Origin of the sequence: Brevundimonas sp. NPDC058933 (genome assembly GCF_049315965.1) — a bacterium.
Classification (GTDB): Bacteria; Pseudomonadota; Alphaproteobacteria; order Caulobacterales; family Caulobacteraceae; genus Brevundimonas.
The window spans coordinates 38,823-55,094 of the sequence record NZ_JBMOSL010000011.1; the positions used below are offsets into that span (position 1 = coordinate 38,823).

Here is a 16,272-nt window from a genome sequence, read left to right on the forward strand (position 1 = left end):
ATCGGCTCGTTTCGAGACAACCCTAGAACGCAGGGGGTGAAGATCGGGTTTCGGAGAACTGAGTCAGGGGTTAACGGCGACGGGAGGGCGGCAGTCGATACGAATCTGGCGAGACGCTGTCGTTTCTCCAAGCTTCAGGTCCGGCCAGGGCGCGGCGACCGGCGCGATGTCCGGCGACTGGAGGAGTTCACGATGGTCGGAGCTTTTGGGTCCGACGCAGACGTCAGCCCGGTAGTCCGCCTCAGGCCGCCAGCCCTCGGCGTCGGCCGCGAACAGGGTGATCTGGAAGCGTGTGGCCAGCAGAACCTCGTTGCGACCGTCGCCGTTCATGTCGCGCATGACGGCGACGCAGTCCTCAGCCCCGGTGCAGGCAAAGCGAGGGTCGCCTGCAGGCACGGGGGCGTCGAAGCCCGCAGGCAGGACGGCGCCCTGAGGCCATGCGGTGATCCGGGGCCTGACCGGCGGCGCTGACCTTTCGTCGTCGTAGCGTGACGTGGAGGTCTGCACCCGCTTGGCGCGGGCGGCGATGTCGGCGTTGTCGGAGCGGGCCAGTCCTGCAAGCGCGCGCTGGCCGGTGCGTCCTGCGCTCCATTTCAGGAAGCCGTAGTCGAACTGGGCCGCGCTGACGGCGCCGCGTTTCAGCCGGGCGACCTGATCGGCGACCGACAGGCGGGCGGGGTCCAGCAGGGGGCTGAACAGGGCCAGGATGACGCCCACGGTCAGGACGGCGGCGGCGACATTGGTGCGCTCCAGCGGCTTCATCCACGCCGTTTTGCGCCAGAAGGGCGACAGCGCGGCCCAGCCATAGCCCGCCGCATAGACGACGCCGACCAGGGCGCAGGCTGCGGCGATGATCCGGTCCGGCGTCAGGCCGTGCTGGCCGATGCGAAGGCTGAGGCCCCAGATGGCGATCAGGATCAGCGGCGTCAGCAGGACGGCGGCGACCCGCACGGCGACGCGCAACACGACCGGCGGCAGATTGTCTTCTCGCCCGTCCTGGTAGGCGGTGTTGATCAGGATGATCAGGGCGGCGGCGGCCGACAGCACCAGGGCCGTGGCGCTGCCCGTCTTCCACAATCCGTCCAGCCCGGTGAAGGGCAGGGCCAGCAGGAAGCCCGCCACCAGCACCGTGATGACCAGCAGCAACCAGGACAGCAGCATCAGGGCCACGGTCCGCACGCCCCGGATCAGGCCGCTGCGCACGTCGGTCAGTTGCACCGCGGTCGCGAAGACCAGGCAGGTGACGGGGATGGAGAACCATTCCTCGCTGATCAGGTCCGACAGGAAGCGCAGGCCGATGACGTGGAACAGGGCGGCCCCAAGAAACAGCAGCAGCCAGAAGGCCCCGGTGAAACCCAGCGACAGGACCAGTTGCACGCCCGCCTTCCATGCCGTGTCGAAATAGTCGTCGAAGTCGGCGATCCAGCGGCGTGAAGCGACCGCCGGCACGATCAGGTGATGGGCGATGAACAGGGCTGCCGCGGCGAAGGCGATGACCGGGAAGCGCAGATAGGGCGGGCGGAAGTATTCACGCGTCTGCTGCGCGGCGTCATGCCAGCCCAGCAGGGCCAGAGCCGCAGCGGCGATCAAGCCCCACAGCGCCAGCGTCCGAACCGAAAGTCGCCCGACCCCCGCCTGAAGCATGACGGGTGTAAGGGCGCAAGCAAGCGCTAGGGCGGCGAACAGCGGCGGCTGGGTCGCGGGCCAGGTCAGGGCGTCGCTCAGGCCCTCGCTCTGGGCGGCGCTGCGCCACAGGAAATACAGCAGCCCCCCCTGCACGAGTCCGATGCCGATGCGGGCGGCGGCCAGCCCTCGCGCGCCGTTCAGCGAGGCGCGGCCGGTCTGGTCGTTGAACGGGTCGGTCATGGCGTGGCCCCCTGCAGCTTTGCCGGCAGGTTGGACCGGGATGGGCGGTGAGGCAAATGGGACCCTCTCCCGGCGGGAGAGGGCTTGAGCCTCCAAGAGCGCAGCGATTGGTCAGGCGAAAGGGTGAGGGGCTACGCCTTCAGTCGGTGTGAGCCGTGGCCCGACGGCTTACGCCGACGGATGCCGACGACCCTCATCCTACCCTTCGGGCCACCTTCTCCCACCGGGAGAAGGACGAGCCTCCGCTTGCGCCGGCCCGCTCGCGCCCCCACAACCAAGGGCATGAACGCGCCCATCAAGACGACCGACTTCGCCGACGCCCCGCTGTGGGATCTGTCCGACCTCTACGCCTCGCGCGAGGATGCGCGCATCCTCGCCGACCTCGACCGCACCAAGGCCTTGGTGGACCGGATGAACGCCTTCCAGGGCCAGCTCGTCGGCCAGCGCGGCGACGCGGCGGCTCTGGGGGCGGCGCTGGATCAGACCATCGCCCTTTACGAACAGGCGGCGGACGTCATGGGCGGCCTGGGCGCCTACGCCTTCCTCGCCGCGTCGACGGCGCGCGACGATGCGGGGGCGCAGGGCTTCGAGGCCAATATCCGCGAGAAGATGACGGTCATCGCCACGCCGACCGTCTGGCTGACCCTGGAGATCAACCAGTTGGACGAAGCCGAGATCGAGGCAGCGCTTTCCGCCCACCCCGCCGCCGCGCGCTGGTCGCCCTGGCTGCGCCGGGTGCGGGCCATGAAGCCGCACGAGCTGTCCACCGAGCTGGAAACCTTCATCGCCGAGCGCGGCCCGATTCAGGCCCAGTGGCCGCGCCTGTTCGACGAGACCCTGGCGGCGCTGCGGGCCGACGCCGACGGCGAAAGCCTGACCCTGTCCGAAGCCCTTAACCGTCTCAGCGACGCCGACGCCGCCAGGCGCGCGTCCGCCGCCGAGGGTCTGTCCAAGGCCTTCGCCGACAAGGCCCAGACCATGGCCATGGTCATGAACACAGTCGCCGCCGACAAGGCTCTGGAAGACAAGTGGCGCGGCTTCAAACGCCCCGCCGACAGCCGCCACCTGGGCAACGAGGTGGACGGCGAGAGCGTCGACGCCATGGCCGAGGCGGTGGCCGAAGCCTATCCGCGCATCTCGCACCGCTATTACGCGCTCAAGGCCAAGGCCATGGGCCGGACGACGCTGGATCACTGGGACCGCAACGCTCCCATCGAAGCCACGCCGCCCCGCACCTATGACTGGGCGCAGGCGCGCGAGGTGGTGCTGGCCAGCTTCAATGACCTCGGCGGCGACTTCGCCGAGCGCGCGGCCTGGTTCTTCGACCGGCCGTGGATCGACGCCAAGGCGCGACCGGGCAAGCAGTCCGGCGCCTACGCCCACCCGGTGACGGCGGACCGCCACCCCTATGTCTTCCTGAACTGGATGGGCGAGCGGCGCGACCTGCTGACCCTGGCTCATGAACTGGGTCACGGCGTGCATCAGACCCTGGCGGCGGCTCAAGGCTCGCTGCTGGCCGACACGCCCCTGACCCTGGCCGAAACGGCGTCGATCTTCGCCGAGGGGCTGACCTTCGACCGCCTGCTGGCCGAGGCGACGCCCGCTGATCAGCGGGCCCTTCTGGCCGGTCGCATCGAGGACGGCCTGAACACGGTGGTGCGCCAGATCGCCTTCCACCGCTTCGAGACCCGCTTCCACGACGAACGCGCGGCGGGCGAGGTCCCGGTCGAGCGCATCGGCGAGATCTGGATGGAGGAGCTGGGCGCCAGTCTTGGCCCGGCGGTGACGCTGAACGCCGGCTATGAAAACTGGTGGGCCTACGTCAGCCATTTCGTCCACTCGCCCTTCTATGTCTACGCCTATGCGTTCGGCGACCTGCTGGTGGCGGCCCTGATGGAGACGCGCGCCAAGGATCCCGCGGCCTTCACGCCCCTCTATCGCGATCTGCTGTCCGGCGGCGGGGCGCACACCTATGTCGAGGCGCTGAAGCCCTTCGGCCTCAACCCGCGCGATCCCGCCTTCTGGACCATCGGCACGAAGCGGCTGGAACGGTTGGTCGATCAGTTCGAGGCGCTGGGCTGAGTTGACAGCGACCGCCACGCCGCAGAGCGTGGCGGTATGACTGTTTCACTGAAGATCGCCGCCCTCGCCGCCGGACTCATGCTGGTCGCGGCGCCCGCCCTCGCGCAGACGCCGCCGACGGCCAACCACCGCGCCCTCGCGGCGGGCTACAAGGCGCTGACCATGTGCAGCGCCCTGCATACGGCGCGGGAAGCCGGCGCGACCCGCACCCCGGCCAGCGTCGAGGCCAATGAACTGGTCGGCATCTATCCCGAGCTTCAGCCCCTGGTCGCGGCGATGACGGTCGACATGGCGGGCGATGTCGTCTCCGTGGACTGGGACGAGACGGCGCCGGCGCGCGTCGCCATCCATACGCCGGGACGCGGCTGCGTCATTCAGCCGATAGGCTATGTCGTCGGCAGCGCGCCCGTGCGGGCGGCGCAAACGCGGCGTGCCTCGCCGCCGGCCTTGCCGACGGGCAAGGCGCAGGGCGATGCAGCGGCGCTGGACACGGCCATGGTTCAGGCGTTCGGCGGCGGCTTCGGCGCGGGCAGCAATACGACGGGCGTGGTGGTGCTGCAGGACGGCCGGATCGTGGCCGAGCAATACGCTGACGGCTTCGGCCCCAACACGCCGCAACGCACATGGTCGGTGGCCAAGAGCCTGGCCGGGACGCTGATCGGGGCGGCGGTGCAGCGCGGCGACGTGGATGTGAAGGCCCCCGCCGCCATCGCCAACTGGCGGGGGCAGGGCGATCCGCGCGGCGCGATCACGCTGGAGAGCCTGATGCGGATGGCGTCTGGCCTGACCAGCGACACGGCGGGCAACCGCACCGACGCCCTCTATTTCGGCGGGACTACGGTCGATGAGCAGGCGCCGGGCTGGCCGCTGCTGGCAGCGGTCGGCTCGACTTATCGCTACGCCAACAACGACACCCTGCTGGCGACCATGGCCATCGCTCCGACCTTCGAGGCGCACCCGCCCGCCGAGCTGTTCGACCGGCTGGGCATGACGCACACCTTCGCCGAGACCGACTGGCGGGGGAACTACATCCTGTCGAGCCAGGTGTGGACCACGGCGCGCGACCTGGCGCGCTTCGGTCAGCTCTATGTTCAGGACGGGGTCTGGGAGGGTCAGCGTATCCTGCCCGAAAACTGGCGCGCCTTCGTCTCGACGCCCGCAGGACCCCAGCCGCCGAGCGGCGCCTTTGGCTACGGCGCGACCTTCTGGGTGATGAACCGCTCGCCGGGCGTGCCCGCAGACGCCTTCGCCGCCTTTGGCAATCGAGGACAGTATGTGGTGATCGTGCCGAGCCGGAACGTGGTCATCGTGCGGCGCGGGGAGGACCCGGCGGGCAAGGGTTTCGACGTCGCCGCCTTCGCGCGCGACGTTCTGGCTGCGCTTGATTGAGGCGGGGCCTTGAGCGCCGCGCCCTGACCGCTATAAGAGCCGTCGAAATCTCGACTCTTTTCCGGAAGACCTGAATGGCCGACCAGCACGCAGACAACACCGACCACGCCTATGTGCATGGCGCGATGGAAATCTCGGAACAGGTTTCGACCTGGCACCTGTTCATGTTCATGGCCAAGTGGGGTTCGCTGCTGACCGCCGCACTGCTGGTGCTGCTGACCGTCTGGTTCGCCGTGGGGGCGGGCTTCATCGCGGGCGCTATCGGCGGCGTGGCGGTTTTCGTGATCGGCTTCTTCGCCCTGCGCTCCAAGCCTGCTCACTGAAGTCTCGCGTCGCGTCGGCGGCGCCGTGATGTCATTGAGGCCCGCTGATCTGTCAGGTCAGCGGGCTTTTTCGTGTCTGGCGTGGCGGCGAGGCTGGTTGAAAATTGCGCCTTTGGCCCGTTTCTCTCGCTGCTTGGCAACAAATTGTCAGAAGTCAGCGCTATTTGCGCTTTGACGGCCGGATCGCCTTCGTCCTAACCTTCCTGTCTTGGGGATTTGGGAGGGATTCGCTTGGCTGTCGCCATCGCCGTGACCCGCGAGCGCCGTGAAGGCGAAACGCGTTGCGCTGTAACGCCGGAGACGGTGAAGAAGCTGATCGCGCTTGGCGCAGCCGTGTCGGTCGAGGCCGGGACGGGTATCGGCTCATCCATTCCCGACGCCGACTTCGCCGAGGCCGGGGCCACGGTGAAGCCCGACACCCGTGCGGTGCTGGAGGGCGCCGACATCGTGCTGAAGGTGCGCGGCCCGACGGCGCAGGAAACCAGCGCGCTGAAGCCCGGCGCCATCGTCATCGCCATGCTGGACCCCTATCGCGAAAAGGATACGGTCGATGCGCTGAAAGGCGCCGGCGTCACCGCCTTCGCCATGGAATTCGTGCCGCGCATCACCCGCGCCCAGGTCATGGACGTGCTGTCGTCCCAGGCCAACCTGGCCGGCTACCGCGCGGTGATCGAGGCGGCCTACGCCTTCGGCAAGGGCTTCCCGATGATGATGACGGCGGCGGGCACGGTCGCCCCGGCCAAGGTCTTCGTCATGGGCGTCGGCGTCGCGGGCTTGCAGGCCATCGCCACGGCCCGGCGGCTGGGCGCGGTGGTCACCGCCACCGACGTGCGCCCGGCCACCAAGGAACAGGTCGAGAGCCTCGGCGCCAAGTTCCTGGCCGTCGAGGACGAAGAGTTCAAGAACGCCCAGACGGCGGGCGGTTACGCCAAGCCGATGTCGCCGGAATACCAGGCCAAGCAGGCCGCTCTGACCGGCGAACACATCAGGAAGCAGGACATCGTCATCACCACCGCCCTGATCCCCGGTCGCGCGGCGCCGGTCCTGGTCAGCGCCGAACAGGTGGCGTCGATGAAGCCCGGCTCGGTCCTGATCGATCTGGCGGTCGAGGCGGGCGGCAATGTCGCCGGCGCCAAGGCGGGCGAGGTCGTCACGACGGCGAACGGCGTCTCCATCGTCGGCTACACCAACCTGCCGGGCCGGATCGCGGCCGACGCCAGCGCCCTCTATGCGCGCAACCTGACCGCCTTCGTCGGGTTGATGCTGAAGGAAGGCGTCGTGACGCTGGATCTGGAGGACGAAATCCTCAAGGCCGCCGTCGTAACGCATGGCGGGGCCGTCGTGCATGAAGGAGTGAAGGGCTGATGGAACACGTCGATCCCACCGTCTTCCGACTGGCGATTTTCGTGCTGGCGATCTTCGTCGGCTATTATGTGGTGTGGAGCGTGACGCCTGCGCTGCACACGCCGTTGATGGCTGTGACCAACGCCATTTCCAGCGTCATCGTCGTTGGCGGCCTGATCGCCGCGGCCGCGCTCAGCCCCGAGACCGCCGGGCCGAACGCTTGGATCGCCAAGGGCGCGGGCGTGGCGGCGGTGACGCTTGCCAGCGTCAACATCTTCGGCGGCTTCATGGTCACGCGACGGATGCTGGCCATGTACAAGAAGAAGGCGCGAAACTGATGGAAGGCGTTCGCTGGGACATTGTCCTGACAGCGGCGGTCCCGATCGCGCTGCTGTTAGTCCTGGGCTTGGTCTTGCTCGGCGGCAGGCTGTCGGCGGAAACGCGCCGACGTGTCGAACTGGGCTTGGCGTTGCTCTTCCACCCCCTGTTCGCGGGCTTCTTCCTTTGGAAGTCGGTTGGAGCTGGGTCGGAGGGTGATTGGCTGACGTGCGGAGGCTGGGCCGTGTTCGCCCTGTTCATCGCGTGGAATGGCGTGCGCGTCGTGCGGACTCTTCTGGTTTCCGGTTCCAGGAGGGCCGCCGCCTCGTGATCTTTTCGCCTGCCCTGTTCGCCTACTACGTCTCCTGGGCTGTCACCGGTCTGGGCGTGGCCCTGTGGATCTGGAGCTGGGTGCGGGTCAAGGACCCCATCGGCAAGCTGCGGTTTCAGGACTGCGGCGTGGTGCTTGTCTTCGCCGCCGTGCTGACGCGGATCGTCATCCAGGACCGCGAGCTGACGGTCTTCGACTGGGCCATGATATTCCTCGGGCCGCTGTTCATCGCCGCCGCGCTGTGGCGGCTGTCCCGCACCCAGAGTCTGACCAAACCCTAAGAGTAATCGTGATGAAATCCACCCTGATTTTCGCCGCCGTCCTGACCGCCGCCGTGGCCGTATCCGGCGCCGCCTCGGCCCAGAAGACGGAAGAAGTCGGCCAGAACCCTTACGGCGGCTTGCACTGGTCCGTCGCCGCGCCGGAAGGCGCGACCTGGGCGCTGCAATGCCAGTTTGCGCCCGTGACCATGCGCGGCATCCATATGAACCGTATCAACCATACCGGCACGGGCCGTATGGCCGGGCGTCTGCCGGGCGACAACGGCAGTTGCCGCCTGACCAAGACCGGCGGCGAGGGCGGCGTCGGCGTCGCCCTGGTCAAGGCCGGCAAGGCCACCGCTGCGGGCACGCGCGACGCCGCCGCGCCGGCCGTGATCAACGTTTTCTGACTTTTATGACCGACTGACATGACCCTGGGGGAGGGGATCTGATGAACGCATCCATAGCCGCGCTGGCCTATCTGGCCGCGGGGGTCCTGTTCATCCTCTCGCTCAGGGGCTTGTCCAGTCCCGAGACCAGCCGCCGGGGCAATAGCCTGGGCATGATCGGCATGGGTCTGGCCGTCGGCGTCACCCTGCTGACGCTGGGCACGTCCGGCGCGCTGGACCTGCTGACCCTGGCCCTGATCGGCGGCGGCGTCGCGGTCGGCGGGGGCGCAGGCGCGCTGATCGCCAAGCGGGTGCCGATGACGGCCATGCCGCAACTGGTCGCGGCCTTCCACTCGCTGGTCGGCCTGGCCGCCTGTCTGGTGGCGGTCGGCGCCGTCTATGCGCCCGACGCCTTCGGCATCATGACCGCAGAGGGCGGCATCAAGACCCTGTCGATCGTCGAGCTGAGCCTGGGCGTCGCCATCGGGGCCATCACCTTCACCGGCTCGGTCATCGCCTTCGCCAAGCTGGACGGCCGGATGAGCGGCTCGCCCATCCTGCTGCCGGCGCGGCACCTGATCAACATCGGCCTGGCCCTGGGTCTGGTCTTCCTGATCGGGGTGTTGATCGGCACCGGCGGCACGGCCATCTGGGCCTTCTGGGGCGTCTTCGCCATCGCGCTGATCCTCGGCGCGACCCTGATCATCCCCATCGGCGGCGCTGACATGCCGGTCGTGGTGTCCATGCTGAACTCCTATTCCGGCTGGGCCGCAGCGGCGCTCGGCTTCACGCTGGAGAACATCGCCCTGATCATCACCGGCGCCCTGGTCGGCTCGTCGGGCGCCATCCTCAGCTACATCATGTGCAAGGGCATGAACCGCAGCTTCATCAGCGTCATCCTGGGCGGCTTCGGCGGCGGTGACGCCGCCGCCTCCGGCGGCGCGGGCGCGGTCGAGACGCGCCCGGTCAAGCAGGGCTCGGCCGAGGACGCCGCCTTCATCATGAAGAACGCCTCCAAGGTCATCATCGTCCCCGGCTACGGCATGGCCGTGGCCCAGGCCCAGCATGCGCTGCGCGAAATGGCCGACAAGCTGAAGGAGGAGGGTGTCGAGGTGAAGTACGCCATCCACCCCGTCGCGGGCCGGATGCCGGGCCACATGAACGTCCTGCTGGCCGAGGCCAATGTGCCGTACGATGAGGTGTTCGAGTTGGAGGACATCAACTCCGAGTTCTCCTCCGCCGACGTGGCCTTCGTCATCGGCGCCAACGACGTCACCAACCCCGCCGCCAAGACCGACCCGCAATCGCCCATCTACGGCATGCCGGTGCTGGACGTGGAGAAGGCGGGCACCGTCCTCTTCATCAAGCGCGGCATGGCCGCAGGTTACGCCGGCGTCGAGAACGAGCTCTTCTTCCGCGACAACACCATGATGCTGTTCGCCGACGCCAAGAAGATGGTCGAGGGGATCGTGAAGTCGCTCTAGGGCGCGAGCGACTGATCGCTGCCGGCACATGGGCTTGCGACGCTTAACCTGAGCCGTGGAGAGATCATGACTGCATTTCAAGGATTGAAGGCCGCCGCCGCCCTCGGCGTCATCGCGGGACTGGCCGCTTGCGGGCAGGGCGACAACGCTGCAGGTAGGGCCAACGTGGCTGCGGCCCCCGCTGCGGCGGCGAGCGCGCCTGTGGCCACGCCGGCCTCCGCAGCGGGCGGCGCCCTGTTGATTGATCAGATGATGGGCGTCCAGATCGCTTACCTGGAGTCCAAACTGGGACCGGCCCGCACGGTTCAGGACAGGGAACGGACCTATGAGATCGGCGGCTGTACCGTGCGGATCAGCGCTGAGAGCGGGGAAGTCGTCGGCTACGCCGTGCCGATGACCCAGGCCTGTTCGACGCAGGCCCTGGCGACGCTGAAGACCTATGATCTGCCGCAAAAGATCACTCTGACCATGGGCGAGTTCGCCGCCGCGCGCGGCAATGCCGACTTCAAGGCCGACTGCCTGACCATGTGCGGCAATGCGGCCGATCCGTGGGTGTATCTGGAAAGCGCCGGACCCCGCGTTTCGCCGGGCATCCGCGCCTCGGCCGTGATGGTCAGCGACGCCACCATCGACGCCTCCTTCCGCATTCGCGACGCCATCAAGGCGGCGAGAGGGGAGGACTATGTGATCGACACCGGATTCAACTGCAGCAGCGAGTTCGACCAGATGGCCGTGCGCGAACTGGAGAAGGTCCGCATCGACGAGGTCGAGGTCGGCTACGTCTCCTACGGTCGGTGCTGACGCGGCGTGCGGCCTGGCGCAGCGGGGCCGCCCTGGTAACGGCGATGGCCGGCTTGGCCGCCTGCTCGGCCATGATCCCTGTGACCATCGGCGGTTCTCTGGAACATCCGACGGCGACCTTCGGCGTCGACCCAGGGAAGCGCGAAAAGGCCTGCCTCGGTGGCCTGGCCGTTCATGAAACGGCCAACGCCATGATGCGGCCTGTCTGGACCGTAAGCGCGCATGGCCGCGACTGCCGCAGGCTGAAGCAGGTCGTCTATGGGCAGGCACCTGACGGGTTTGTCACTGACGTCCCGGCGCAGGCGCTTAAACCCGGCGTGCGCTATTCTGTCGTCGGCTATGGCTGGACGAGCTGGCCCGCCGCAACGCCCTGGAGGGGCGGGGGAGATTTCATCTTCGAGGACGGTCAGTGGCGGTCCGCGCCGCCCTTCGTCCCCGGCCGTTGAGTCCAATCGCGAACAGCGCCATCAAGGCCCTGAAACACCTAGCGGGGCGACCATGACGGAGGAGGGGGAGATCGTTTTCAGCGCGGACGAGATCATCGCCAACCTGTCGCTGGCGCCGCACCCCGAGGGCGGGCATTTCCGGGCCATGGCGCGCGATCCGGGCATGGCGGCCTGCGGGTCGGAGGCCTCGACCGACTATCGTCTGGTGACGGCGGACGCGGCGGGCGAGTGGCGGCTGGTCGACACGACCGAGATCTGGGCCTTCTACATGGGCGCGCCGCTGTCGCTGGAGATTGTCACCGATCGGGGCCTGCGTCCGCTGGTTCTGAGCCCTGACTGTCCGCAGGCGGCGGCGCCGGAGGGCGCGTGGCGAAGGTTGCGCAGTCTGGGCGACTGGACCCTGGCCAGTTGTTCGACGGCGCCCGGTCTGGCGGCGGATGCTGTGGAGACCCCGCATGGCTGAACCCAAGACCCAGCCGACCGACGCCTCGGTCGAGGTCTTTCTGGCCGCCGTCGAACCAGCGCGGCGGCGCGAGGACGCCCTGGCCGTCTGCGCCCTGATGCGCGAGGTTACGGGCGAGGCGCCGGTGATGTGGGGATCGTCCATCGTCGGCTTCGGCCGCTACACCTATGTCAACACGACTAAAAAGCCGGCCGACTGGCCTATCATCGGCTTCTCGCCCCGCAAGGCGGCGCTGACCGTTTACATCATGCCGGGATTCACCGCGCAGACCGATTTGCTGGACCGGATGGGACCGCACGCGACCAGCGTGTCCTGCCTCTATATCAAGCGTCTGGATCAGATCGACATGGGCGCACTGCGTGACCTGTGTGAATGGTCGGTGGCCCAGATGCAGCGGCTCTATCCCGGATCGGCTTGCGGCGCGCGTTGACCCGCGTATAGCGAAAGCCATGCGCCATTTCCTGATCGCCGCCGCCGCCCTCTTGTCCGCCTGCGCCACGGCGCCGCTGACCGCCGTCGAAACGCCGGTCGAGACGGTCGACCTGCTGCTGACCTCGGCCAGGGTGGTCGATGTCGAGAAGGGGACCGTCACGCAAGACCAGATGGTGGCCGTGCGCGGCGGCGACATCGTCGCCGTCCTGCCCGAGGGCGAGGTCAGCCGCTATCGCGCGACGCGGACGGCGGATTTGGGCGACCGCTACGTCATGCCGGGCCTGTGGGACATGCATGTCCACTTCGGCGGGGGCGAGGCTCTGATCGAGGAGAACGCCGAGCTGATGCCCCTCTATGTCGTCAACGGCGTGGTCGCGGTGCGCGACGCGGCGGGCGATCTGGCGCAGCAGGTGCTGGACTGGCGGGACGCCCCGCCGACGCCCGACAGCCCGCGCATCTTCACCTCCGGTCCCAAGATCGAAGGCATCGCCCCGGTCTGGAAGGGCGTGATCGAGACCGGCAGCGAGGCGGACGTGGACGCGGCTCTCGATCGCCTTCAGGCCCTGCGCGTCGACTTCGTCAAGATCACCGACAACACCCTGAAGCCCGAGCTCTTCCTCTACGCGGTGCGCGAGGCGAAGAAGCGGGGCATGAAGACCTCGGCCCACATCCCGGCCAGCATCACCGTGCTGGAGGCCGCCGAGGCGGGTCTGTCGTCGATCGAACACCTCGACTACGCCATGAAGGCGGGCTCGAAGGATGAAGCCGCTATCGCCGCCGACTATCTGGCGGGCAAATACACCTATGCCCAGACCATGCGGCGCTACGCCGACACCTTCGACGTCGAGACGGCGCGGCGGGTCTATGCGCGGTTAAGGGACCTGGGCACGGCGGTGTCGCCGACCCTCTATGGCTCGACCACGCTGGCGAACCTTGATCTGGACGACCATTCGCACGACGCCGGGCTGGCCTATGTCGGGCCGGGCATTCGGGCCACCTACGACTGGCGTGTCCAGCGCGCGGCCCAGGCCACGCCGCAGCAGGTGGCGGACCGCCACTTCGTCAAGGATGTCACCGCCCGCACCCTGCCCATGCTGCGTGATGCGGGCGTGGTCATCCTGACCGGAACGGACGCGGGCTTCCTCAACTCGTTCAACTATCCGGGCTTCTCGCTGCACGATGAGATGGCGCTCTATGTGAAGCTGGGCCTTACGCCGCGCGAGGCCTTGATGGGGTCGGTCGTGGACGGGCCGCGCTTCCTGAACCAGGGCGAGCGCTACGGCGCCGTGGCGGCAGGCAGGTCGGCCGACCTGCTGGTGCTGGAGGCCAACCCTCTGGCCGACATCAGCGCCACGCGCGGGGTCCACGACGTGGTGCTGCGCGGACGGCTGATCGATGCGGGCGAACTGGAGCGGATGCGCGGCGAGATCCGCGCCCGCGTGGCGGCGCGCGAAACCGCCGCGCGCTGAGGCTCAGGCCGCCAGGCGCCAGTCGGCGTGCGGGGCGGCGGGGGCGTGGAACTCGTCCCACAGGGCGTCTTCGTCGGAATAGCGGCTGCTGGCCGAGGCCGAGATGACGTCCACGACCTGTTCTTCCTGACGATCCCAGATGACAGCCAGATCGGATGCCCCTTCGGCTTCGCAGGGCACGATCATATAACGGCTGGCGAAGGTCGGACGGGCGGGCTTCTGAACGGTCGGGGCGGCGGTGCGGGCGAAGGCCATGTCGTGAACTCCTGAAGCGATTGCCTCTTGCTGATGTTGAGAGGATGCAGCAGCATTGCGTCAGGTTCGGACGTATCTCTGTGGAGAAGTTTCAGTGCGGCACGACAAGGCGGCGATGGTTATCGACCTGGCGCGCGGAATGGCGGCCAGCGCCGAGGGATTGACGCTGAACGAGATGGCGGGGCAACTGCGCGTCGGACGCCGCACAGCCGAGCGAATGCGCGATGCGGTGCTGATGCTGTTCCCGCAGGTGGAGGAGGTGTCGGACCCCCCGACCAAGCGCTGGCGCATTCGCGGCGGCCTGTCGGCCTTTGAGCAGGCGCCGACCGCGACCGAGATGCTGGAACTGACCAAGGCGGCGGCGGGCCTGCGCGGTGCGGGCGAGGCGGGCCGGGCGGCGGCGCTGGAGGGTCTGGAGCGCAAGGTGAAGGCGGCGATGCGCTCGACCACCCTGAACCGGCTGGCCCCCGATCTGGAGGCCCTGGTGCGGGCAGAGACCATCGCCGTCCAGGCCGGGCCGCGTCCCTCGGCGGACGAATCCGTACTGGCCGAGATCCGCGGGGCGGTGCTGGCGGGGCGGCCTCTGGGCTTCATCTATTCGCGACCGGGGGCCGAGGCGCGTAGCCGCAGCGTCGCGCCTTGCGGCGTCATGTTCGGCCGCGCCAACTATCTGGTGGCGGCGGACCGCGACAGCGGCCGCATTCAGACCTTTCGCCTTGATCGGATGACCTCGGTCGAGGCGGGCGACGGGGTGGCCATGCCCCCCGCCGATTTCGATCTGGCGGCCTTCGCCAGCCAGTCCTTCGGCATCTATCAGGACGAGATCGAGGAGGTGGTGCTGCGCGTCACGCCCGAAGGCGCGACCGAGGCGCGCGGCTGGCGCTGGCACCCGACGCAGACGCTGGAGGATCAGCCGGATGGTTCGGTGGTGGTGCGGTTCCGCGCCTCCGGGATGAGGGAACTGGCCTGGCATCTGTTCAGCTGGGGCGAGCAGGTGACCATCGAGGCGCCGCAGCGACTGAAGGCGGTGATGGCCGGCGAACTGGCGGCGGCGGGCCGCGCCCTCGAACGGGCCAAAGCATGAGGGAACAGTAAGCTGACGCCGGCATTGCGTCGCCTATGCTGAAGCTGAACCGTCCGGAGTTTCTACCTTTGCGTCTAAAATTCTTCGCCGCCTCGACCTTTCTGGCCGCCGCCCTGCTGGGCGCCTGCGCCGCCACGCCCTTGCCCCCCGGAACGTGGGATAGGCGGGCTGCGCCGGTCGTCGAGGTCACGCGCGACGGCGACCGCTGGACGGCGGACTATGTCTTCAACAGGGAGGCGCCGGTCTGGGCCTTCATGGACTCGGCTCTGATGACCGACGTGCGTCAGCCCTGGCGTCCGACCCAGTGGACGGTCGAGACGCCCGGCGTCGTCATGGAGCGGCATGGCCACTACGACGTGATCCGCACTCTGGATGGCGGCCCTGTGCCCCGTCACGTCCGTTTCTCGCTCAAGCCCAGGGCGGTCTATCTGGAGGCGGAATACGGCACCCTGACCTTCTCCGACGGCGCCGTGGCCCTGCCGACCCGCCAGTTCGACGTTTTCGCCCTGCCATCTGTCGCGGCGGCCGAGGCCATGCCGGCTGATCTGAACGGCGTTGATCTGGAAGGCGGCGCCTCCACGGTGACCTGGCGGGACACGGCCGGGCCGGTGCTGTTCAACGGCGAGCGTCGCGCCAACCTGACCACGACCGGCGAGCGCTCCTACGTCCTGCTGGGGCAGGCGCGGGTGACGCCAGGCAGGGGCCTGACCACGGTCATTGACCCCAATCTGCCGCCGTGGATCGGCGAGGAGATCCGCAGCTTCGCCCCCCATGTCGGCGACTACTACCTGCGCCGTCTCGGCGCGCCGGGCGTGGGCAGCGAGACCTCGACCGTCATGGTCAGCTGGAATGGCCCGACCGAGCGTCTGTCCAGCATGGGCGGCAGCGTCCTGCCCGGTCTGATCGTCATGAAGTTCGAGGGCGTCGGCGTCTTGAACCCCAGCCCTGAGGTGCTGGAACGCTCCCGCTGGTTCATCGGCCACGAAAGCGCGCACTTCTGGCTGGGCCAGGCGGTTCGATATGAGTTCGCGCGCGACGCCTGGATCACCGAGGGCGGGGCCGATTTGATGGCCGTGCGGGCGCTCAAGGCCCTGGACCCGGCCTACGACGATCGCGCAGAGCTCCAGACCGAGGTCGATGACTGCATCGCCCTGTCCCGCAACAAGCCGGTGGCTGAGGCGGGCGACCGGGGCGAGCACCGCGCCTACTATGCCTGCGGCGCGGTCTTCGCGATGACGGCGGAGGGCGCGCAGAAGCGGCGCGACGGGGACTGGTTCGACTTCCTGCGCCCGGTTCTGGCCGACAACCGCGAGGACGGCGTTTTGAGCCGCGCCGAATGGCTGGAGGCCCTGACCCGGGTGTCTGGCGACCCGTCATTGGCGCAGACCATCGACCGGATGCTGGATCAGGGGGTGGGCGATCCGGCGGCCGAGATCGCCAGCCTGTTCCGCAAGACCGGCGTTCCCCACCGGGTCGAGAACGGGAATGTCGTGCTGATCTGATCGCCGTTATTTGATCGGGATCAAGGACCGAACC

Annotated in this window: 18 protein-coding genes; 16 read left to right on the forward strand and 2 right to left on the reverse strand. The window is 68.4% G+C overall.

Features of this window, described 5'->3' with window-relative positions:
- Positions 1-63: 63 nt before the first annotated feature.
- Positions 64-1,866 (reverse strand): DUF4153 domain-containing protein, encoded by a 1,803-nt coding sequence (locus ACOZBP_RS14875; protein ID WP_422677098.1) that lies wholly within the window; start codon positions 1,864-1,866, stop codon positions 64-66.
- A gap of 282 nt (positions 1,867-2,148) precedes the next feature.
- Between ACOZBP_RS14875 and ACOZBP_RS14880 the strand changes: the two genes are divergently transcribed.
- The 14 genes from ACOZBP_RS14880 (at position 2,149) to ACOZBP_RS14945 (ending at position 13,397) form a co-directional block, all read left to right on the forward strand.
- Positions 2,149-3,948, forward strand: coding sequence for a M3 family oligoendopeptidase (locus ACOZBP_RS14880; protein ID WP_422677152.1), 1,800 nt, complete (start codon positions 2,149-2,151; stop codon positions 3,946-3,948).
- Between the two features lie 36 nt (positions 3,949-3,984).
- Entirely contained in the window at positions 3,985-5,337 is a 1,353-nt protein-coding gene (locus tag ACOZBP_RS14885) for a serine hydrolase domain-containing protein (protein ID WP_422677099.1), read from the forward strand.
- 74 nt (positions 5,338-5,411) lie between these two features.
- Complete coding sequence (locus ACOZBP_RS14890) at positions 5,412-5,660, forward strand: aa3-type cytochrome c oxidase subunit IV (protein ID WP_422677100.1); 249 nt, start codon at positions 5,412-5,414, stop codon at positions 5,658-5,660.
- Between the two features lie 231 nt (positions 5,661-5,891).
- The gene (locus ACOZBP_RS14895) at positions 5,892-7,025 is read left to right on the forward strand and encodes a Re/Si-specific NAD(P)(+) transhydrogenase subunit alpha (protein ID WP_422677101.1); all 1,134 of its coding nucleotides are present in this window, start codon (positions 5,892-5,894) and stop codon (positions 7,023-7,025) included.
- Complete coding sequence (locus ACOZBP_RS14900; RefSeq protein WP_422677102.1) at positions 7,025-7,342, forward strand: NAD(P) transhydrogenase subunit alpha; 318 nt, start codon at positions 7,025-7,027, stop codon at positions 7,340-7,342. The genes ACOZBP_RS14895 and ACOZBP_RS14900 overlap by 1 nt, the downstream gene beginning before the upstream one ends.
- Complete coding sequence (locus ACOZBP_RS14905; RefSeq protein ID WP_422677103.1) at positions 7,342-7,653, forward strand: hypothetical protein; 312 nt, start codon at positions 7,342-7,344, stop codon at positions 7,651-7,653. The genes ACOZBP_RS14900 and ACOZBP_RS14905 overlap by 1 nt, the downstream gene beginning before the upstream one ends.
- A complete protein-coding gene (locus tag ACOZBP_RS14910) occupies positions 7,650-7,934 on the forward strand; it encodes a hypothetical protein (RefSeq protein ID WP_422677104.1) in 285 nt (94 codons plus the stop codon). Before ACOZBP_RS14905 ends, ACOZBP_RS14910 begins: the two co-directional genes overlap by 4 nt.
- A gap of 11 nt (positions 7,935-7,945) precedes the next feature.
- The gene (locus ACOZBP_RS14915) at positions 7,946-8,323 is read left to right on the forward strand and encodes a hypothetical protein (protein ID WP_422677106.1); all 378 of its coding nucleotides are present in this window, start codon (positions 7,946-7,948) and stop codon (positions 8,321-8,323) included.
- A gap of 41 nt (positions 8,324-8,364) precedes the next feature.
- A complete protein-coding gene (locus tag ACOZBP_RS14920) occupies positions 8,365-9,786 on the forward strand; it encodes an NAD(P)(+) transhydrogenase (Re/Si-specific) subunit beta (RefSeq protein WP_422677107.1) in 1,422 nt (473 codons plus the stop codon).
- Positions 9,787-9,852: 66 nt separating this feature from the next.
- Positions 9,853-10,587, forward strand: coding sequence for a hypothetical protein (locus ACOZBP_RS14925; protein ID WP_422677108.1), 735 nt, complete (start codon positions 9,853-9,855; stop codon positions 10,585-10,587).
- A 44-nt stretch (positions 10,588-10,631) separates the two neighbouring features.
- Positions 10,632-11,033, forward strand: a complete 402-nt coding sequence (locus tag ACOZBP_RS14930) for a hypothetical protein (RefSeq protein WP_422677109.1) — start codon at positions 10,632-10,634, stop codon at positions 11,031-11,033.
- Between the two features lie 52 nt (positions 11,034-11,085).
- A complete protein-coding gene (locus ACOZBP_RS14935; protein ID WP_422677110.1) occupies positions 11,086-11,496 on the forward strand; it encodes a cupin domain-containing protein in 411 nt (136 codons plus the stop codon).
- Entirely contained in the window at positions 11,489-11,926 is a 438-nt protein-coding gene (locus tag ACOZBP_RS14940; protein WP_422677111.1) for a DUF1801 domain-containing protein, read from the forward strand. The genes ACOZBP_RS14935 and ACOZBP_RS14940 overlap by 8 nt, the downstream gene beginning before the upstream one ends.
- Positions 11,927-11,945: 19 nt before the next feature.
- Complete coding sequence (locus ACOZBP_RS14945) at positions 11,946-13,397, forward strand: amidohydrolase family protein (protein WP_422677112.1); 1,452 nt, start codon at positions 11,946-11,948, stop codon at positions 13,395-13,397.
- A 3-nt stretch (positions 13,398-13,400) separates the two neighbouring features.
- On the opposite strand, the gene ACOZBP_RS14950 is transcribed toward ACOZBP_RS14945, so the two are convergent.
- Positions 13,401-13,652: a hypothetical protein gene (locus tag ACOZBP_RS14950; RefSeq protein WP_422677113.1), complete on the reverse strand. Its 252-nt coding sequence runs from the start codon at positions 13,650-13,652 to the stop codon at positions 13,401-13,403.
- A gap of 94 nt (positions 13,653-13,746) precedes the next feature.
- On the opposite strand from ACOZBP_RS14950, the gene ACOZBP_RS14955 reads away from it, so the two are divergent.
- Together ACOZBP_RS14955 and ACOZBP_RS14960 are read left to right on the forward strand one after the other, a co-directional pair.
- Positions 13,747-14,736 (forward strand): helix-turn-helix transcriptional regulator, encoded by a 990-nt coding sequence (locus tag ACOZBP_RS14955; RefSeq protein ID WP_422677114.1) that lies wholly within the window; start codon positions 13,747-13,749, stop codon positions 14,734-14,736.
- 35 nt (positions 14,737-14,771) lie between these two features.
- Positions 14,772-16,238 carry a hypothetical protein gene (locus ACOZBP_RS14960; RefSeq protein WP_422677115.1) on the forward strand — a complete coding sequence of 489 codons (1,467 nt, stop codon included), beginning with the start codon at positions 14,772-14,774 and terminating at the stop codon, positions 16,236-16,238.
- The last annotated feature ends 34 nt before the right edge of the window (positions 16,239-16,272 follow it).